Here is an 18895-nt window from a genome sequence, read left to right as displayed (position 1 = left end):
AGGTACTAGATGACAGAGGTAATAAAAATTCTGTTGGTAGAGGATGATGAAGATGATTACTTCTTAACCTCTGATTATCTAGCGCAGTGCGAGTCACCTACGTTTGAGTTGACGTGGGTGACGAATAGTTTAGACGCAGTAGAGGCATTAAAGACACAAAGTTTCGACCTGTGTTTGTTAGATTACTTACTGGGTGCTGAGAACGCGATTGATGTACTGGGTGTTTTAAAATCTAACCAGTTCAATCTACCCGTGGTAATACTTACCGGACAGTCGGATGCTACCGTCGATGAAATGGTGATGCGAGCAGGTGCCGCAGACTATTTGCAAAAATCGGAAATTGAATCACCGCGGTTTATGCGCACGATTAGATACGCCATGGTTCGCCGTGACATCGAGAACGAGCGAATTGAGCGGAACAAAGTAGAGCAAAAGAACAAGGCCAAAGATAAGTTCCTTGCGCATTTAGGGCATGAGCTGCGCACCCCCCTCACCTCTATTCTTGGCTACACCGAACTGCTTATAGACGATGCGAGAAACAGCCCTTTTCAACAAGAGTTATCTATTATCCACTCTAATGGCAAGCACCTGTTAAGCCTACTCAATGATTTGCTAGACATGTCGCGGATAATGGCAGAGAAACTTGAACTCAACATTAAGGAAGTGAACTTAAGCGCGTTTTTGACAGACATTCACTCATTAATGCGTTTGAATGCCAAAGACAAAGGACTAAGCCTTAACGTTGTTTCAAAAACAAAAATACCAGAGTTTATACACACAGATCCTACCCGCCTGCGTCAGGTATTGTTGAACCTTATTTCGAATGCCGTGAAATTTACTGATAAGGGCAGTATCACGCTTACCATCTCTCTCGACGAGCCATCTGAAAACGATTCGAGTCAAACACTGCTGCGGTTTTCTGTAGATGATACAGGTATCGGCATGCCGCCTGATAAGCTCATCAATATTTTTCAGCCTTTCGAACAAATAGAAGATGTAATGCGCGCCAATCATGGCGGAGCAGGACTTGGACTTGCCATTTGCAAAGAGCTTGTCACTAAACTGGGCGGCGACATTGATGTTAAATCTCGTCTAGGAGAAAGCAGCACATTTACATTTGATATAAACCCTGGCGATGTTTCTGAACAGCCTCGTGTAGATCTTGAATTAGGCCAAATTCAACCTGTCGAGTCTAGTAGCATCAATTTAAACGTGACTGGACGCGTATTAATTGTTGATGACTTGCGAGAAATTCGACGGCTAACTGGTCACCTTGTGAGTCAATCTCAAGCTGATATTAGCTACGCTGAAAATGGCGTAAAAGCACTGGAAGCCGTGTTGCAGGCGGATGAACACAACCAGCCCTTCGACCTCGTTTTAATGGATATTCATATGCCAGTGATGAATGGCATAGAAGCCCTGCATGCGATTAGACGACATGGGCAGGATATCCCAGTGATTGCTGTGACAGCAGCAAGCCGCAAAGGCTTAAGAGAATCATTGATTCGCGAAGGGTTTAACGACGTAATTGGAAAGCCCATTGACCGGTTTGCACTGGCTAACTTGCTTTCGCAATACCTTCCGCCAGGTAATCACGTAACATTTACCAACGTGGAAGCCCAAGTTGCAGACATGCCAATGAACAAGCCGTATGCTCCAGAGGACGAGACCGCTTATCGAGGGCTTGCAAACCCTGGGCAAGCAGAGCAGAAAATCCAGTCTACGGATTCAAATGGTAATTCAGATCAGCCTGCCAATAAGCACATACTTGTGATTGAAGACGATGAGGATGCGGCGGAGTTACTGCAATTGTTTCTTTCCCACTTAGGTCATACGGTCACTACTCAGTACAGCGGTGCTGAAGCATTACAGGCTGCAGAAAATCAAAGTTTCGATCACATTCTTATGGACCTTACCCTTCCCGATTATAACGGTTACGACTTAGCGAGTGAGCTCAAGCAAAAGCTACCAGATGCCATCCTTACTATTGTAAGCGGTCACGAAGCGGACTCCGAAGCGATGACAACCATAGGGATCAACAGTGCATTGCTCAAACCTGTCACCAAAGACGATTTAGCCTCGGTAGTGGGCTGAAAAGTTAATTTTATCGCTGCCAACCTGTACCGAATGTCGGAGGTTGAGCAGCGCATCATCAAGACCAAGAAAATATTACAGACGTAAGACACAACAGTGTGTGAGACTTGCAAATAAGCACCTCACGCAACAATAGAAAAATAAAAATAAGCCATATAAAACAGTAAGATAATAGTTTGGTATACCAGTTGCAGCTATCTATGTGAACCCAAAATATTAAGGAGAGTATTATGGCTACACAAGCTTCAGCTAAATCGCAAACAGTTAAACGTAACGGTACAAACGGCGTGGCTGAGCCGAGTCACCCAGTAACGGATCAACTGAAAGATTCTCTTCATGCGTCAGTAGACAAGTTAGCAGACAGTGCAGGGATTGCAGAGGAAAACATTCGTCGCACTGCGACATCGTCTGCAGAGAACATGTCAGCGAGAAAGCGTCTGGCACAGCAAAAATGGCAGGCGTCGAAAGTACGTAGATATGCCATTGAGAACCCAGTAGCGACAGCGGGTATCGCTTTCGCAGCAGGAATGTTAGTGACGTCACTTTTACGTAAGAAGTAATACGATGACTGTACCAGATTTTCGAAGAGCAAATTTCAATTTGTGCACAGAAAATCCTTTTCGCCTGACGCCGCCCGCGGCGCAGGCGAATCCTAATGTTACAAGCAACGGTGACAATGCTAACGCTGCATCAGCCACCTCTGAACACTCTGCACAATACAAGTCAACACAAACACAACAGAACAAGTCAACGCAACAGAATTGCCCGGATCCATCGTTTTCGGATATCTTCTCGGCATTCTCCGAAGCATTGACCCAGCGAAAAGCGCAGGGTTTGGCATTTCTAGAGCTCACTAACAGTGAATTGATGCTCATTAAAAAGAGTTTCTATGTTACAGTCTTCGCATGTCTAGCGGCATTTGCAGTGGGCACTGTATGTTGGCTCATTTTAAACATCGCCATTGGCGCTATACTTCATAGTGTGGGCGTTAGCTATGTGGTAGTTCCACTCCTGTTATTGGTGCTCAACAGCGTTGCGGCCTTTTGTTTATTTAAGCTTGCACAAAATGCATTCAATTACCTGAGCTTTAGCAGACTCATACAAACGTGGCGACGGGTTTTCGGATAGTGAAAATGCTTACCATTGCGTAAAAAGCCACCGCCAATAGTGAGGAAAAGCGATGAACATTTTTTTAAAATCGAATATGAAAGATATAGCACAGAAAGAGCATGCTTATTTTTCGCAAAAACATCATGCAGATGTTGCACTTACACAAGCAAAGAGGCAATGTAAACTGATGATGGGAAAGCCTGAAACTTTGCTTGGCATTGCAACCCTTGGCGCATACAAGGGTGCGGTAGATGCAAAACCCAAAGCAAAACGCAATCAAGCCCTAATGGCAATAAGTAGGACTGCACTATTGTCGCTATTTCAATGATCACAGTACTAAGGAATATGTGAGATGAACAACAAAAAAAATATGAAGAAAAGTCGTGCGACGCTTGCCTGTGTTGGTGTGGCGTTTAGCCTTGCAATAGTAGGTTGTTCATCGACCCCTGTAGCAGCCCCTACCCCTTATAAGTCAGCGAGTACCAAAGCTGCCTATGGCTATTCAAGCGAAAAAATTTCTGAGAACGAATACAAGGTTCTTTTTAAGGCAACAGACAAAACTCCTGCTGATAAAGTACAGCAATATGCCCTTTACAGAGCAGCGGAAATTGCACAAAAGCAAGGCTTTACCTATTTAGCTATTGTTAAAACCAACGTGGATAAAAAGCCAGTTGTTGCGCGAGAAGTTATGGCGAACAAGGAAGAGCCCGTGGCATTTCAAACAGACAGGCAGTGCACTATGTCAGGCTGCGATGAAGTGGCACAGCCTATGGCCGTCCCAAGCTCAAACGACGTTGTGAAAACTCAAATTAACGACATCTACTTTACAATTGATGTAATGATGGCGAATGATAAAACCCGTCTAGGTAAAAATGCTTTTACTGTCTTAGAGGTACTATCAGAGCCTCTAGAGCCAAAAAATGGCAACTAGCTGAGCGTTTTGCCGCACACTTATGCTCTAAAACATCAGTTTTAATAGAAATGCTTTTCAGGCCCTAGTTGCAGTTACTGAAAAGCATCGCTCAAACACATGAGCAAAACCGTAATATGCTTTAAAGCCAACAACCTGTGCACTAGTCTTTATTACTTTTCTGTTGTGGCTAGCAGTCCACAGGCTAACTGCATTCTTCACTTTTCTACAAACTTGGGCGGTGTCATATTCGTATCTTCTTGAAAAAGTCGATGACACTGCTGCTATCACAGCCCTTTTCTCTAATTTATAGCTGTTATCCATTCTCCTTAAGTGCTTCTTGCATTTTTAATGGCCCGTTAATCTTCTATTAATGTTGTACAAAAGTCTCCGTCATCATAGCTCGCTATCATTAAACCCATAAACTGCAGAGCAGATTTATACACCTCTATCGACAACGTTGTAGCGGTACTGCTCTAAGCAATTGAATCAGGTAATAGCACATATTTATTTTGCAAATGACTAAGGAGTCAGGCGATGAGAAAGCTAAGCACGTTAATGACAAAAACTACTCTTGTAGCAGCTACAGCAATGTTGGTGACTGGTTGCAGTGCAGTGGCAAAACCGCAGATGGAGCATTCAGCTAGTTCGAATGTTCCGGCGTTAAAAGCTAAAGCACTCGACAACGCATTACTTTATTCCGACGAATGTATTACTGAGCGAGAAGTGGTAACGGCACAAAAGATGTGGGGTGACGGCATAGTGCGAATTGGTGCAGTATTTAGCAATGATGGTGATTACTCTGGCGAAGCCGCAGATTTCATCCAAGCTATGTATGGTTACGATTTAAGCAGCGTACTGTTTAAACCAACGCTTGCAGCTAACGACCAGTTCCGTTCAAGCTTCGATGCTGCGCTTTCATACTTTGTTGGCGGTAATGACGCTTACGAAGAGGACAAAGGCTTCGCAATAAAGCCTTACACAAATGTGAAATTCGATAATGTGGGCATTATCAACAACAGCTGTCGCATGGCCGTGGCGATGGGCAACTACTTCTTTACCGATACAAAAGGTGGCGAAACGAAGGTGGAATACACTTTTGCCTATGTCAAAGATAGTGACGGCGACCTGCGTATTGTTGCTCACCAATCTTCGTTACCTTACAACCCGAACGGTAACTAAATAGGCCATTGCCCCTCCATTCTTAGGAAGTGTGAGGGGCGAAACACTCTCCCTTTGCAGGCAAGGCGTCCCTTCCCTTTCGCTTTGCCTCTTTTTTATTTTCAACGAGAAAAACTATGTGCGCAAAACGAATTATGACGCGTTGCGTCTTACTACTTGTGATGGCGATGACAGCCGGCGTTAAGTCACACGCCGAGTCAGATTTTCAATCATGGAACGCCCTCGCACTCACTGGAGATGCCGATGATAAAGGTAAATGGCAATTTTGGTTTGACGGTCATTTACGCTTTAAAGACGACGCATCTCGCCTAGGCGTTTCTATCGTTCGTCCCGGTGTCGGCTACAAACTTTCAAGCGATACGACCTTGTGGCTGGGTGTTGCAAGAGTAACGATAGACTCAGACAACGGTTCAATTGAAGAAGAAAGGGTGTGGCAGCAAGCCACGTATTCATTAAGCAAATTTATGGGCGGTACCATTTCAGGTAGAAGTCGTTTGGAGCAGCGATTCAGGAGCGATGAAGGCGGTGATACAGGCTATCGGTTTAGACAATTTATACGGTGGTCGAAACCTTTAAATGAGCAATGGTCAATGGTCGTGTGGGACGAGGTATTTTTGGGTTTGAACGACACAGACTGGGGCCAAAATAGCGGGTTTGATCAAAATAGACTTTACGTGGGACCGGCCTATCACCTCAACAAGAAATGGCGCGTCGAGATGGGATACTTACATAATCATATTGCGTCGCCAGGCGCCAATTCAGACGCCATAACAAACCACAACTTTGCTCTCACGTTCTTCGGAAGCTGGTAAGGATCAAAGAATACCCCCAGCCAAAGGCCCTTAACACACAAAGAGTAAAGTTGGGTGACTAGGGCCTTACTCAATCATGTAAAAAATGCATTCGTACGTGTAATCGTGACGTTAATTGCCTGCAGATACGGCCTGACAACCAGAGAAAAATTAAATTATATCAATATATTTCAATAACTTAAAAAACAGGCACAAAGATAGCATTAGTTAAAGTGAAAGTAACGGAAGCAATACGAGGATTTAGTTATGTTAGGTTGGGCAATCACATTTTTTATCATCGCCATTATTGCAGCAGTTTTTGGTTTTGGAGGCATCGCAGGTGCAGCAACAGGTATCGCACAGTTTCTTTTCTTTGTGTTTATCGCGTTGCTCGTAATCTCACTTATCGCAAATGCGTTACGTGGTAGAGCACCAAGAGCCTAAGAGTTAGAAGTATTTTAATAGGAAAAAGGAGTAAGGATATGTTTTCATTTAAAAACTTATCAAAGGTACTAGTAGCATCAGCATTTGCACTATCACTAGCAGCTTGCGGTGACGGTGAAGCGGAAGACGCAGGCGAAGAGCTAGACGAAATTGTTACCGATGCAGGTAATGCCGTTGAAGACGCTTGTGAAGATGTGAAAGAAGGCGTAGACGCTGAAGATAAAGACTGTTAATCACGTTTTTATCAAAAAAGGGCCAGACAATTGTCTGGCCCTTTTCGTGTTTACAGTCGACGTGGTTTGACCTAACTGGTTAGTTAAGACACTTCTTCACCACCTAACTCACGAGCAAGATCGTCTAGTGTAGATAGCGTCGAATCAAATTCACCTACGCCGTAACGGTATTTTACACTCACGTGATGATCCGTACGCCCGAACTTCACTCTTAACCCTTCTGCGTCAATATGCTTCACGGTATTCAAAAAGCGATAGGCAGACATTTCTGTTTCAAATTGAAACTCAACACTGTTTTCCATTTAGGCTTTCCGTTTAAGCAACAATTTCAGGATGAGTATCAATAACTGAAACAACTCGTTGCAGCAAATGGTTATCTTCTTCGCTTATCGAGTCGTATGATAACCAGTCAGCAAGAATGTCGGGAGCTGTTGCCGCTTCGCCTTGTTCCAACTTAGATGTCATCATTTGTAGCTGTACGCTAGAGCGTATAGATGCGTCTGCATCTGGGCTTGGCATACCAGTTGCGACTTCTAATGCTACCGTTAACCATTGTCTATCGTGCTGAGTTGATTTATTTCCAGTTGACTGACCCAATACGCTTGACCAACGCTTCCCTAACGTTTCCGCTAGAGATTGCTCATCACCACTTCCCTCACCTACACTTAGCTGTAGTAAAGAAATCAGAGCCTGAGCTCGCGCCAATCGGGCTTGAGATTGTGCATTTTTCGCTTGCGCCGCGCGCTTACTTTCAAGTGAATCAATCTTTTTATCTACTTTCGTACGTTGCGCTTTAGGCAAGTCGGTTAACTGAGCGCGAACGTCGCTTATTGATTGACTGAACGTTGCATCATCGCTGTTGATGTCAACAGCTTCCACTTGCTTGAGTAGCGAATCTACTAACGCGTTAAATGCATTATTCTGTACTTTCCGCTCGGCTTTTAAACGTTCAAATACGGTGTCATTGGCAGCCTTAAATTCTGCCCACAACTTACTCTCTTCACGTTTACCTGCATGGCCTACTTGCTTCCATTGGCTTTGCAATTGCTGAGCCTTGTCGGCAGCGCCAGCGACATCTTCTTCCGTAGCAAGTTGACAAGCTTGGGTGACTAACGCACGCTTTTGGGCTTGGTTGTCACTTTGCCATTGATTTACTTTTGCCTGAATGGGCGATGAAACCGCCTTCCATTCTTGCTTCAGTTGTTCATATATTTCGCGTTCTACCTGACCTGCACTGTGCCACTGCTTAGACGCTCTATCGAATACCTTCACTAACTCGGCTTCGGGTATGTTAATGTCCATTGCCTTGACCGTAGCGATAACCGACATGCGCTGTTCACGCGCAGCAGCCCGCTGTGCATCTAACTTCGCGTAATGCGCTCTACAAGGCTCGAAGGCCTTTTCAAGTGCATCATCGAATTGCTGCTGTAACAACGCGTCATCACTACTTTCTTCACTCGTTGACGATGACGGTGTTAGTGATAACCATTGCTTACGAAGATACTTAATGGCCTCACTTCTTTGCTTAATATTTTCTGCGTCAGCGCTGGCTAACGCTTTTGCTTCTTCTACAAGAGCGGGTTTGCGCGGCGCAGCAAGGTAATCCTGCCATCCTTCTAAGCGCGACACATCACCAGCGGTTTTTTCAAAACGTTTCTCTACATACTTTTTCGCTGAACCAGGAAGCGCAGCATAACTTTCCTGAAGCTTTGCAAATTTTGAAATAGCAACGCGGAATTTACCCTGAGCAATTAAGTTATCGATAACGCTAATGTGCTTTCTAATGTGTTTTACTTGCTCGTTTTCTTTGGATTTTTGAGCACGCTCTTTGGCATTTACACTGCTTGTCGCTGCGTTGAAACGTTTAGACAACGCCTTAGGAATGGCATCGATTTCGCGACTAAGCGCTTTATACGCTTGACGTGCTTCGTCAAACTCCGCTTTAAGAGCCACTACACTACTGCTTTGCAATGCGTCGCCACCATTTACCTGACTCAAATCCTCAGTCGATGCGCTAGCTTCTTCAACGCTCACATCACGGGTATCTTTGTCCGACTCGCTATCGCTTGCCGAAACGATCTTAGCGGCAATGTCTTCGAGCGCCTGAAGTTTTATCAGTAGCTTTTGGCCGTATTGCTGCTGCATAGAGAAGCGATCAAGCTGGTCGTTTAGTTCGTCGACAGAGCGCTTAATCTGTGTAATTCGCTTATCAGTTGCAGATTCATCATCGAGACGCGCTAGCTGTTCGAGCGTTGCTTCAACACCGCGCACGCTTTCATTAACCGTAGCAACATCAGCAAGCGTCGCTTCACAAAGCCTGTTATTGTACAACCAAGCTACCTGCTCCTTGGCATAAGTAAGCTGCTGTTCGCACAATGCTCTGGTATTAGCACGTTGCGACGCTTGTTGCTTCTCTTCCCATGCTGGGCGGATACGGCTTAAATATCGCTCGAGCTGCTCACCTATACGCGCGCGCTTTTCTTCATAATCAGCGCGTTCTTCTGAAGTGAGTAAGTCAATTTGAGCAAACAGCCCAGTCAATTCGCTCTCAAGTTCGTTGCGCTTTTCATCAATGGTTTCTACATCTGATTTGTCGAGTAAAGCCTGATATTTTGAAAGTCCCAGAGTGAGCTGCTTTTTAAGCTCCACTGGGCGCTTTGCAGCCTCTTTGATAGCATCAATACGTGCATTAATCTGCTTTGTAAGCGCATCATCTAACACTTTCTTAGCTAGTTTCTGTAAATCTGATACGTCTGAATGGGCGTTTATTAGATGGGTTTGCAGTTGGGGACTTGCGCCTTCTAAAAAAACAAACTGGGTGAAAGATGGCTTCGCTACTTTTTCGATTAGCGCGTTAGCTAGCGCATCATCTTGTAAGAGCGTAGGCTCTTTCTTCAACATTTGCGGTACTAACTGCACTACCAAATCGGCGTTGGCTGTTTCAGTTAAAAAAGAGAATATCTCTTGGCGGGAGAGTGTGACACCCCCCTCGCCTAACAAAGCGGCGTTTACCTTTTTCTCCGCCGCTTTTTTAACGCGAGACTGCTTGGCAATTTGTGACATTTTAAGCCACAGCACAAAGCTATTAAGCTTTTCGAGTGCTGCTAAACTGACATTTGCATCTTCGTCATTAAATGCCAGTTCGTGAAGAATTGTTTTTTCCTGTGCCTTTTCGGGAGAGAGACTCTCGATTGCCTGCATCCGTTTTTCAGGCTTTGGGCTTTGGTGTGAAGGCGCAAATATACGACTAAATATCATCCTGTTTAAACCGCGCTATTGTATTATTATCATCCTGCTCATCGCGTAACGAGCGTTTAAAGTCGGCTTTACTTTTATGTACGATTTCGCCGCTTTCACCTACTGTCATATGCTCAGAGGACTTTTCTATTTTTGCTTGATACAGCATAACAGCCTGCATGCTGCTTGCTTTTTGCTCTTCGTTTAAAGGCGTGCCATCTGGCCACTTACCTGTTTCAACAGCCTGACGCAGACGCTCGTAAATCTCCGGCGTCATGCTGGCTAAAAGTGCTTCTATATTCATTTAGGAAAAACGCTTTATGTAAACAATACGCGCGCGGTTTACTAAGTACCAAACAAAGCCAACCACTGCGCCCAAAATAGCTAAATTATGTTGCAAATCACCTGGGCGTGTTCCGCCCCAATACATGAAGCCAAAACTCGCAACGAATATCAGCATAGCAAGAAGGGATTGGTTCTGGATACTGGCTAACTTTTTAAATCTTTGTAAGCTTTGTTTGCGCTCTATATCTTCAGAGGTCGCATCACCGATTTTAAAGTCACAGTGAGGACACGTCTTCGCTTTGTCAGACGTTTTTTTGTTACACGAAGGACAGTCAACTAATGCCATATGTTGCTCCTGTTTATTGGGTGCGAAATGGAAATGCGCAACTCGCTATTGAGCGAAGACGCATTTATACGCGGATGGGTATCATACTTAAGTTCATCACAACAATGAAGTCGATTCTGTGGATTAACCTTATCGCCATAAAACAAAAATGCGCAGGGTGTTAACTTTTATACAAAGTTCACCGCTACGCATTTTTACCTGATAGCCAAGTTGCATTCCCTTCAGTGAAACTCAAGAAGGGGCGATGCTTTAGGCAATACTCACCTTATTTTTTATGTCGAGACCAGTAGTCGTTAACCGTTTCTTTCATCTCTTTACAAAGCAACATGATGCCGAACAAGTTTGGCAAGGTCATTACCACGATAGCCACAGCTGAAAGTGCCCAAACTAATGTGGTGTCAGAGAATGCAGCCCAAACGAAACCGGCGACGTAGATGACGCGATATGGCATTACGGAGCGAGGACCGAACAAATATGTCATAGCGCGATCACCATAATATGACCAAGCGATGGCGGTTGAGAACGCAAACAGCATAAGCCCAATTGACACGATATATTGACCGAAATCACCAAAGAAACCGCGAGTAAAGGCAATGGTAGTGAGCGCTGCCGAGTGAACCAGTGACTTACCGCTTACTTCAAGGTTCTCTTTAACCGGCTTTCCGTCAACAATCTTAAGCGTGCCAGTAAACAAGTCTTCACTACCTACTGCATACTTCACGTCTTCTGCTACAGACCTAGCGTTAAGCAGTGTAAAACCATCGCTTACCGCCGTGCCGTTAACAACGGTAATTGAGCCAGTGTAAGGCTGTACATTGTTACCTTCAATTTCATTCAAGTAACCATATAGTTTGTTTACGTCATCCTGATTAGAGTCGTCGTATTGACCTGCAACAAAGTACATGTCTGAACGATCGAAGACGTTTTCGTGTTTTTCTTTCCACACGCCAGACGACAAAATAACCAAACCCGTTACGGTACAAATTAGAATAGTGTCGATAAAGGGTTCAAGCAGTGACACCATACCTTCTGACGCAGGCTCTTTCGTTTTTGCTGCTGCGTGAGCGATAGGTGCAGAACCTTGACCCGCTTCGTTTGAAAACAAGCCTCGGTTAACCCCACGGTTAAACGCATAAGCTAACGAAGCCCCCAAGAAACCGCCTGCGGCAGCTGAACCAGTAAACGCATCACCGATAACTGCGGCAAACGAAGGCCCAATGTTGTCAAGATTAGCGAAAATAACCGCTAGCGCACCGATAAGGTAGATAACAGCCATAACTGGAACAACACGCGCTGTAAACGCGGCTATGCGTTGGATACCACCAAGAATGACCAAGGCTAGAAGAATACCCAGTACACTACCTACCATCCAAGGCTCGAAGCCAAACGTTGCTTCGATACTTTGCGCGATACCATTACTTTGAGGAAGGTTTCCGGTACCAAATGAGCTGACTACCGTAGCAACAGCAAATGCAACCGCTAACCACTTCATGTTTAGGCGACGGTCCATGTAATACATAGGGCCACCGGCCATGGTGCCGTCTTCTGTCTTTACGCGATATTTGTGCGACAGAGTAACTTCAACGAATTTTGTAGTCATACCTAAAAAGGCGGTTACCCACATCCAAAATAGTGCAGCGGGGCCACCAAGGAAAATTGCAAATGCAACACCTGAGATGTTACCTGTACCTACGGTACCAGACAGTGCGGTAGTTAGCGCGCGAAAATGGGTGGTGTCGCCTGGATCGCTTTCTTTATCGAACTTACCCGTAACAACCTGCCAGGCATGTTTAAAGAAACGAATTTGCGGAAATTTAAGATAAACCGTAAAGAAAAGACCTACGCCTAACAGTACATAAGGAAACCAGAATGCGCCTCCTAAGAATCCATCGAGCATAGTTAGAAAACCATATAACCCTTCCAACGTTATTCCCCTTTTTTATTATGTTTAATTGTTGTTTTATTTTAATAATTAAAAGGCCTCTTTTTGTCGAGGCCTTTTTTGCGGAAGCTTTCGCTTCCTTATTCTTATTTTATTGCTCTGATGCTTTTAGCTTTTTAACAACTGCATTCACACCAATAAGTAAATCTTCACCTAATTGACGGCTACGCTGTACCGACCAACCGTAGATATCGTCCGGTACATCTGCATTGTCTTTAAATGGCATTTCTACCGTGTACGCCATACATTTGAATTTCTCGCCCACTGCATTTGACGCTACGGTTAAATTAGCCTTGCCTGGCTCATCTTTATCGTAACCAAATTCATCTTGAAACTCTGGCGTAGCGTTCAACAGCGCATCTTTAAACGTATTTTCAAGCATTTTGATGGTGTCATTGTAGCTAGGGTTACCCTCACTTCCTGCGACAAAGTTGTACGGCAATGCCTCATCACCGTGCAAATCAAGATACATGTCTACACCAATTTCGCTCATTGCATTCAGTACGTAAAGTACTTCTGGGCTTTTTTCTTGCGAAGGCGTTGCCCACTCACGGTTTAGATTGGTTCCTACAGCGTTGGTACGCAGATGACCGCGTGCGCTGCCGTCTGGGTTCATGTTTGGCACAATGTAGAAAACAGCATTATCAAGCAACTGTCGCGCCAAACCATCTTGCTCGTCGAGCAGACGATAAATAATACCTTCGGCACACCACTCGGCCATGGTTTCGCCAGGGTGTTGACGTGCCGTGATCCAGACTTTTTTCTTTTCTGGTGTTTCTTCACCGATAACCAGCATAGACATATCACGGCCATCAAGGGTAAGGCCTAGGAATTTGTGCTCGCACAGTAGTGACATCTGCGCGTCGTGTACAAGGTCAAGGTGACGTTCGTAGCTAAAAGGAATGAAATACGCGAAGTAAACACTTGGCTGTTCTAGCGTTAGTGAGAACGTAAGATTGTCACCGTCAAATTCGCTAGGAATTCTAAACCAAGTTTGACGGTCGTAAGACGCTAGAACGTTATATCCCTTCCAACCTTCTGGATACGCTGACTTAGCCAGATTACCAATCGTCATTGTGTGAGTTACAAAAGTTTCGCCCACTAAACGAAAATGGAACCACTGAGCAAATTCAGATTGGTTGTCGTTGGGAATGGTTAGACGGATATCGTCTGGTGATTGTGCGCTAACAACTTCAATGTTACCGCTGTCGAATTGACTGGAAATATGCATAGACTGTCGTTTTCCTCATTATTTGAGCGCTAATTTAGCATAGACGTAAACACAAATTCCACGCACACAGCGGGTTTTGTACTATCGAAAGTATACAAAATGTTTACACCATCAAAAAACCGACCACTTAGGTCGGTTTTTTATACAGTTAATTAAACTGCGTGTTGCTTAAAGCGGCAACGTAGGGAAACTAAGCCCTGCCATATCACGAACTACACGTAGTACCTGACAGCTGTAACCAAACTCGTTGTCATACCACACGTATAGTGTCAGGCGGTTATCTGCGGCAATGGTCGCCTGAGAGTCAACCACAGACGCAGCGCGAGAGCCGACTAAGTCTGTTGATACAATCTCTTTACTTGCCGTGTAGTCAATTTGGTGTTGAAGCTTTGAGAACAACGCGGTATCGCGCAAGAACTCGTTAACTGCAATGCGATCCACCGGCGTTTTAAGATTTAGGTTCAAAATCGCTAGCGACACATTAGGTGTAGGTACGCGGATAGCATTACCGGTAAGTTTACCTGCCAGTTTCGGGTACGCTTTGGCAACGGCTTTCGCAGCGCCCGTTTCGGTAATAACCATATTAAGTGGCGCACTACGTCCACGACGATCACCTTTGTGGTAGTTATCGATAAGGTTTTGGTCGTTAGTGTAAGAGTGAACGGTTTCAACGTGACCGTTTTCAATGCCATATTCTTCGTCTAGCGCTTTAAGTACCGGCGTTATTGCGTTAGTCGTACAGCTTGCAGCAGACACAATTGTATCTTCTGGTGTGACTTCTTCGTCATTTACACCATGTACGATGTTCTTGATGTCACCTTTGCCCGGAGCAGTAAGAATAGCTTTCGCTGCACCCTTAGCTTTAAGGTGTAGGCCAAGGCCATCGCGGTCACGCCAAATACCCGTGTTGTCTACGATGATAGCGTTATCGATACCATATTGCGTGTAATCCACTTCATCTGGGCTGTTGGCATAAATGACTTGAATGTATGAACCGTTTGCTTTTAGCGCGTTACGCTCGTGGTCAACTGTGATGCTGCCGTTGAACGGCCCATGCACTGAATCGCGGCGCAGTAAGCTTGCGCGTTTTTCTAGGTCGCCATCGCGCCCGCCACGAACCACAATGGCACGTAAGCGAAGCTTATTGTTTTTACCTTGGCGTTCAATAAGCAAGCGAGCAAGTAAACGACCTATACGGCCAAAACCATATAGTACAACGTCCTGAGGTTTCTGATCGTCCTCTTTATCGGCAACGTCGTTTAGTTTTTCGTTAAGGTAGGCCGTAAGGTCGTTGTTGTCGACCGCAGAACCGTAGTGAAAATCAAAAGCCAATTTACCAATATCAATTTGTGCAGGAGCAAGCTTCATGTTGCTCAAGGCTTCTAAGATTGGATAGCTTTCGCGTAGGCGTAGCTTAATACCTTCGTGCAGACGCACTTTGCGGTGCGCTTTAATAACATCAATAGCACTGGCGTTCAGTAGCGAGCGTCCATAAACCGAAATTTCAACTGCCTTATTGCGATACAATTTACCAATAAGGGGCAACATCATTTCTGCGTATTCCTGACGCTCTTGCCAGCTGCTTTGTAATTCCTGCTCAAACTGTTGATTCATGCTTCTGCCTTCATCGATATTAATTTAACGGTGTTGTCATTGTTGTATGCGCGGCCAATTTTTTGTGGCACAAACACACATAACTAATCCTAATTACGCGTCAGCTTTTTATTATTTTTAGGGTACACTAGGTGAGTTTTCGCCTGACGGTGACGAGCAGTATCTTAAATAAACAAGCAAGGAAGACCAAATTGTTGATAAGTTTCAAAACCTCTATGAAAACTCGTATAACAGAGAGTTTATTTAGTAAGTTTCCAACAAAAGGTTATGTAACGACAGTGTGGCTGGCAGCAGCGACAACACTGACGGGTTGTGGCGATCTTTTTGAACCTACTATCAGTGAAATTTGTGAATCTCACAGCGAGATTTGCTTAGATTTGAGTTTGGATGCCCGTTGTCGCGGCGAGCGAGCTGAGATTATTCGCTTGCGTTACTACAATCAAGATTCAAAAGACGACGCTTACAAGTACCCGCTCCTTCTGAACTTCGAAGAGTATCTAACCTGCGTCGAAGAAGTGCAGCATATCGAACACATTAAACGTAAAGGCAAGGAAGCGACACGGCTAAAAGGCGTTATTACTGCTCAGCGTGAAATTAAACGCCTAAGCCGCGAGACGAAAGACTCCCTTGATCCTTACCTTTCTTTCTATCATTGGACACGATATAACGACAAAGAGGCTTTTCATCGCTTTGAGCGCTACGCTGCCAGCAACCGTGTAAGCGATCCAAAGCTACTGGTCGCACTGGCCTCTGTTCAGATTAAAACAGACCAAAAGCGTACTATTGAAACCTTATATCGCGCGCTAAGTTTATATACAGATAGCGACGACATTGATGTCAGTATTTTCTACTCACTTGCTTCAATAGGAATGGATATGGACAACTATCGCCTTGCCTATGTTTGGTATGGTGTGGCTGAAGCCTTCGATGAGAGACTTAACGACACTCAGCGTGTTCAACTTGGACAACGCTATGCCCTTCCAGTAGGTATTCTAGATAACATTGTTGATGAAATAGTCAGTAATTTGAATAGCGCGACCTTCAACGCAGATTCATTGAAACTGGATAAGCTCTAATTTTTTGAAACTCAATTACACAATTTCACTGGCAAATAATTAAAAAAACCGCCGTTTATGGGCGGTTTTTTATGATTGGATCTCTCGACTTCCCACATGAGGTCAAAATTTAATCAGATGTTTACCTTAATCAAGCGCTCACCTAGGGCTTTTTAACCTTTAATTTGTGTATCATCTTCGCCTTTAAAGGTCATAGATAGCGAATTTACGCAGTAGCGTTGACCCGTTGGCGCAGGACCATCTGGAAATACATGGCCTAAGTGCGAGCCACACTGCTTACAAAAAATCTCAACCCTACGCATACCGTGACTCAAGTCTTCTCTGTAATCTGCATTACCGTCATCAAGCTGCTTATAGAAAGAAGGCCATCCACAACCAGCATCAAATTTAGTATCTGAGGGGAAAAGTGGCGCTTCGCAGCACTTACACACGTACAATCCATCTCGCTGCTCGTCTAGCAATACTCCAGTGAAAGGTCGCTCAGTGCCCGCTTCGCGGCATACATAATATTCCTCGTCAGTGAGCTCAGTTTTCCAGTCTTTTTTAGCTATTGATGCGTTTGCTTTTTCATCTGTCGACATAACTTACCTCTTTAAACAAAAAAGGTGTATTTGAAAACAAATACACCTTTTAATAGTTTACGCTCAGTTATGAGCGCGTGTAACACTATTTAGTTCATACTATTTTTTGATAGCCGTTTGCGGACGTGCAGGATCACTCCACTCGATGTGATACTTTTTACCTGCTGGCTTATCTACACGCTGATAAGTATGTGCGCCAAAATAATCGCGCTGGCCTTGCAGCAAATTAGCAGGTAGCACGGCTGTGCGATACGAATCATAATAGCTAAGAGCCGACATCATTGCAGGGCAAGGCACGCCAGCCAGTGTCGCCTGTGCAATTGACTCACGCCAGTCAGCTTGATACTGCGTAATTTGTTCCGCAAAGAACGGGTCCAATAGCAAGTTGGCTAAGTCTTCGTTATTCTCGTAGGCCTGAGAAATAGACTGAAGAAATACGGCGCGAATAATACAGCCTGCACGCCATATTTTCGCTATTTCACCAAACTCCAGTGTCCAGCCGTGTTCTTTGCCTGCCATAGCCATTAACTGGAAGCCCTGTGCGTACGCACAGATTTTAGAGCAATAAAGCGCTTGCTCTAGCTTGTTGATGATCGACATTTTCTCATTATCGCTGAACGATGGCGCATCAGGGCCAGCAAGAACCTTGCTCGCAGCTACACGCTCGTCTTTCAAACTAGAAATACTGCGCGCGAATACCGCAGAAGTGATGGTCTGTGCCGGACTACCTACCTGTAATGCGCTTACTGCAGTCCAAAGGCCTGTACCTTTTTGACCTGCTCTATCTAAAATCACATCAACCAACGGCTGCTGTGTTTCTGGATCCATTTGCTCAAGAACTTCAGCACTAATTTCCATCAGGTAGCTATTCAGCTTGCCTTCGTTCCAGCGACGAAACACCTCTGCTATTTCAGCTGGCGCCATATGTAGCGCTTCGCGCATAACATGGTAAGTTTCGCAGATAAGCTGCATGTCGGCGTATTCGATACCGTTGTGCACCATTTTTACATAGTGCCCGGCTCCAACCGGACCGATGTAGGTCGCACATGGTTCGCCTTCTAACACTGGTTGACCTGGCGTATGGCTTTCTAATGGTTTACCTGTTTCTGGGTCAACCTTTGCAGCAATCGCTTTAAGAACAGGCTCAATGCGTGTCCATGCATAAGGGTTGCCTGAAGGCATAAGAGATGGCCCGAAACGAGCGCCTACTTCACCACCTGACACGGCGGTAGAGAAGAAGATAAATTTACCTTTGTACTGCTCTTCACGTGCTACAGAGTCTGTCCACAAACTGTTGCCAGTATCAACCACGATATCGTCAGCGTGAATTCCGGCGTCAATAAGATGATTGCAAACGTGGTCAACAGGATCGCCAGCAGGCACAGAGATAATAATAAGATGCGGGGCTTTTAACTTGCTTAAAAGCTCGGTGTAAGAACTGCAGCCTTCAACACGAGGCTCAGTATTTTCAGCTCTTTCGCTTGCGTCTTTGGCAAGAATAGACTCAACTTTGTTTTGGTCTAAATCGAAACACGCTACACGATAGCCATGGTCCACTAGGTTCATGGTTAGGTTACTACCCATCACCCCTAAACCGATAAAACCAATATCACACGACTTGTCTTCGTGCGAATTACCACCTTTCTTTTGCATAGGAACACCCTCACATTTCAGATGGCTGCGCATGATACCACCTGAAAGAATAAAGAACAGTCTAAGCTAACAATTTAGTGCGCAGTGGTGTAATTGTCACCAGCGGTAAACATTAACGGGTTTTGTAAGCTAGTTTAGCCGAGATTTTGGCACGCATTCAGCACCT

The 18895-nt window shown here is 44.8% G+C and carries 19 protein-coding genes; 10 read left to right on the top strand and 9 right to left on the bottom strand.

Going from position 1 to position 18895, the window contains the following annotated elements; all coding sequences use genetic code 11:
• Window positions 1–9 precede the first annotated feature (9 nt).
• From BZA03_RS10275 to BZA03_RS10230, 9 genes are all read left to right on the top strand, one after another.
• Window positions 10–2094 carry a response regulator gene (locus BZA03_RS10275; RefSeq protein ID WP_110288714.1) on the top strand — a complete coding sequence of 695 codons (2085 nt, stop codon included), beginning with the start codon at window positions 10–12 and terminating at the stop codon, window positions 2092–2094.
• Between the two features lie 230 nt (window positions 2095–2324).
• Window positions 2325–2654: a hypothetical protein gene (locus BZA03_RS10270; RefSeq protein WP_014949825.1), complete on the top strand. Its 330-nt coding sequence runs from the start codon at window positions 2325–2327 to the stop codon at window positions 2652–2654.
• A gap of 4 nt (window positions 2655–2658) precedes the next feature.
• Window positions 2659–3222: a hypothetical protein gene (locus BZA03_RS10265; RefSeq protein WP_110288713.1), complete on the top strand. Its 564-nt coding sequence runs from the start codon at window positions 2659–2661 to the stop codon at window positions 3220–3222.
• 52 nt (window positions 3223–3274) lie between these two features.
• Window positions 3275–3532: a hypothetical protein gene (locus BZA03_RS10260; RefSeq protein WP_014949827.1), complete on the top strand. Its 258-nt coding sequence runs from the start codon at window positions 3275–3277 to the stop codon at window positions 3530–3532.
• Between the two features lie 24 nt (window positions 3533–3556).
• Window positions 3557–4135: a hypothetical protein gene (locus BZA03_RS10255; RefSeq protein ID WP_110288712.1), complete on the top strand. Its 579-nt coding sequence runs from the start codon at window positions 3557–3559 to the stop codon at window positions 4133–4135.
• 516 nt (window positions 4136–4651) lie between these two features.
• Complete coding sequence (locus BZA03_RS10245; protein WP_110288710.1) at window positions 4652–5296, top strand: phosphoribosyl-AMP cyclohydrolase; 645 nt, start codon at window positions 4652–4654, stop codon at window positions 5294–5296.
• 116 nt (window positions 5297–5412) lie between these two features.
• Window positions 5413–6108 carry a DUF2490 domain-containing protein gene (locus BZA03_RS10240; RefSeq protein ID WP_110288709.1) on the top strand — a complete coding sequence of 232 codons (696 nt, stop codon included), beginning with the start codon at window positions 5413–5415 and terminating at the stop codon, window positions 6106–6108.
• Between the two features lie 246 nt (window positions 6109–6354).
• Complete coding sequence (locus BZA03_RS10235; protein ID WP_014949832.1) at window positions 6355–6531, top strand: DUF1328 domain-containing protein; 177 nt, start codon at window positions 6355–6357, stop codon at window positions 6529–6531.
• 38 nt (window positions 6532–6569) lie between these two features.
• Window positions 6570–6764 (top strand): hypothetical protein, encoded by a 195-nt coding sequence (locus BZA03_RS10230; protein ID WP_014949833.1) that lies wholly within the window; start codon window positions 6570–6572, stop codon window positions 6762–6764.
• A gap of 83 nt (window positions 6765–6847) precedes the next feature.
• On the opposite strand, the gene BZA03_RS10225 is transcribed toward BZA03_RS10230, so the two are convergent.
• The 7 genes from BZA03_RS10225 to BZA03_RS10195 form a co-directional block, all read right to left on the bottom strand.
• Window positions 6848–7066, bottom strand: coding sequence for a hypothetical protein (locus BZA03_RS10225; RefSeq protein ID WP_014949834.1), 219 nt, complete (start codon window positions 7064–7066; stop codon window positions 6848–6850).
• 13 nt (window positions 7067–7079) lie between these two features.
• A complete protein-coding gene (locus tag BZA03_RS10220) occupies window positions 7080–10022 on the bottom strand; it encodes a DUF349 domain-containing protein (RefSeq protein ID WP_110288708.1) in 2943 nt (980 codons plus the stop codon).
• Entirely contained in the window at window positions 10012–10305 is a 294-nt protein-coding gene (locus BZA03_RS10215; protein ID WP_014949836.1) for a YeaC family protein, read from the bottom strand. The genes BZA03_RS10220 and BZA03_RS10215 overlap by 11 nt, the downstream gene beginning before the upstream one ends.
• Window positions 10306–10632 carry a zinc ribbon domain-containing protein gene (locus BZA03_RS10210; RefSeq protein WP_014949837.1) on the bottom strand — a complete coding sequence of 109 codons (327 nt, stop codon included), beginning with the start codon at window positions 10630–10632 and terminating at the stop codon, window positions 10306–10308.
• 265 nt (window positions 10633–10897) lie between these two features.
• Window positions 10898–12556: a sodium:alanine symporter family protein gene (locus BZA03_RS10205; RefSeq protein WP_014949838.1), complete on the bottom strand. Its 1659-nt coding sequence runs from the start codon at window positions 12554–12556 to the stop codon at window positions 10898–10900.
• Window positions 12557–12665: 109 nt separating this feature from the next.
• A complete protein-coding gene (locus tag BZA03_RS10200) occupies window positions 12666–13805 on the bottom strand; it encodes a M14-type cytosolic carboxypeptidase (RefSeq protein WP_014949839.1) in 1140 nt (379 codons plus the stop codon).
• 168 nt (window positions 13806–13973) lie between these two features.
• Complete coding sequence (locus BZA03_RS10195; RefSeq protein ID WP_014979588.1) at window positions 13974–15419, bottom strand: glyceraldehyde-3-phosphate dehydrogenase; 1446 nt, start codon at window positions 15417–15419, stop codon at window positions 13974–13976.
• A 191-nt stretch (window positions 15420–15610) separates the two neighbouring features.
• Between BZA03_RS10195 and BZA03_RS10190 the strand changes: the two genes are divergently transcribed.
• Window positions 15611–16495: a DUF2989 domain-containing protein gene (locus tag BZA03_RS10190; RefSeq protein ID WP_110288707.1), complete on the top strand. Its 885-nt coding sequence runs from the start codon at window positions 15611–15613 to the stop codon at window positions 16493–16495.
• Window positions 16496–16647: 152 nt separating this feature from the next.
• Here BZA03_RS10190 and msrB read toward each other — a convergent pair whose 3' ends face one another.
• Both msrB and gndA read right to left on the bottom strand, forming a co-directional pair.
• Entirely contained in the window at window positions 16648–17076 is a 429-nt protein-coding gene (gene msrB / locus BZA03_RS10185) for a peptide-methionine (R)-S-oxide reductase MsrB (protein ID WP_110288706.1), read from the bottom strand.
• A 99-nt stretch (window positions 17077–17175) separates the two neighbouring features.
• A complete protein-coding gene (gene gndA / locus BZA03_RS10180) occupies window positions 17176–18729 on the bottom strand; it encodes an NADP-dependent phosphogluconate dehydrogenase (protein ID WP_110288811.1) in 1554 nt (517 codons plus the stop codon).
• Window positions 18730–18895 lie beyond the last annotated feature (166 nt).

Source organism: Alteromonas sp. I10, from assembly GCF_003201515.1.
In the GTDB taxonomy this organism is placed as follows: domain Bacteria; phylum Pseudomonadota; class Gammaproteobacteria; order Enterobacterales; family Alteromonadaceae; genus Alteromonas; species Alteromonas macleodii.
This window is presented reverse-complemented; position numbering and strand designations above follow the sequence as displayed.

Excerpts from the sequence above, each read along its gene's own strand:
- BZA03_RS10275 (WP_110288714.1), top strand. The coding sequence starts at position 10 with ATGACAGAGGTAATAAAAATTCTGTTGGTAGAGGATGATGAAGATGAT.
- BZA03_RS10270 (WP_014949825.1), top strand. The coding sequence starts at position 2,325 with ATGGCTACACAAGCTTCAGCTAAATCGCAAACAGTTAAACGTAACGGT.
- BZA03_RS10265 (WP_110288713.1), top strand. The coding sequence starts at position 2,659 with ATGACTGTACCAGATTTTCGAAGAGCAAATTTCAATTTGTGCACAGAA.
- BZA03_RS10260 (WP_014949827.1), top strand. The coding sequence starts at position 3,275 with ATGAACATTTTTTTAAAATCGAATATGAAAGATATAGCACAGAAAGAG.
- BZA03_RS10255 (WP_110288712.1), top strand. The coding sequence starts at position 3,557 with ATGAACAACAAAAAAAATATGAAGAAAAGTCGTGCGACGCTTGCCTGT.
- BZA03_RS10245 (WP_110288710.1), top strand. The coding sequence starts at position 4,652 with ATGAGAAAGCTAAGCACGTTAATGACAAAAACTACTCTTGTAGCAGCT.
- BZA03_RS10240 (WP_110288709.1), top strand. The coding sequence starts at position 5,413 with ATGTGCGCAAAACGAATTATGACGCGTTGCGTCTTACTACTTGTGATG.
- BZA03_RS10235 (WP_014949832.1), top strand. The coding sequence starts at position 6,355 with ATGTTAGGTTGGGCAATCACATTTTTTATCATCGCCATTATTGCAGCA.
- BZA03_RS10230 (WP_014949833.1), top strand. The coding sequence starts at position 6,570 with ATGTTTTCATTTAAAAACTTATCAAAGGTACTAGTAGCATCAGCATTT.
- BZA03_RS10225 (WP_014949834.1), bottom strand. The coding sequence starts at position 7,066 with ATGGAAAACAGTGTTGAGTTTCAATTTGAAACAGAAATGTCTGCCTAT.
- BZA03_RS10220 (WP_110288708.1), bottom strand. The coding sequence starts at position 10,022 with ATGATATTTAGTCGTATATTTGCGCCTTCACACCAAAGCCCAAAGCCT.
- BZA03_RS10215 (WP_014949836.1), bottom strand. The coding sequence starts at position 10,305 with ATGAATATAGAAGCACTTTTAGCCAGCATGACGCCGGAGATTTACGAG.
- BZA03_RS10210 (WP_014949837.1), bottom strand. The coding sequence starts at position 10,632 with ATGGCATTAGTTGACTGTCCTTCGTGTAACAAAAAAACGTCTGACAAA.
- BZA03_RS10200 (WP_014949839.1), bottom strand. The coding sequence starts at position 13,805 with ATGCATATTTCCAGTCAATTCGACAGCGGTAACATTGAAGTTGTTAGC.
- BZA03_RS10195 (WP_014979588.1), bottom strand. The coding sequence starts at position 15,419 with ATGAATCAACAGTTTGAGCAGGAATTACAAAGCAGCTGGCAAGAGCGT.
- msrB (WP_110288706.1), bottom strand. The coding sequence starts at position 17,076 with ATGTCGACAGATGAAAAAGCAAACGCATCAATAGCTAAAAAAGACTGG.
- gndA (WP_110288811.1), bottom strand. The coding sequence starts at position 18,729 with ATGCAAAAGAAAGGTGGTAATTCGCACGAAGACAAGTCGTGTGATATT.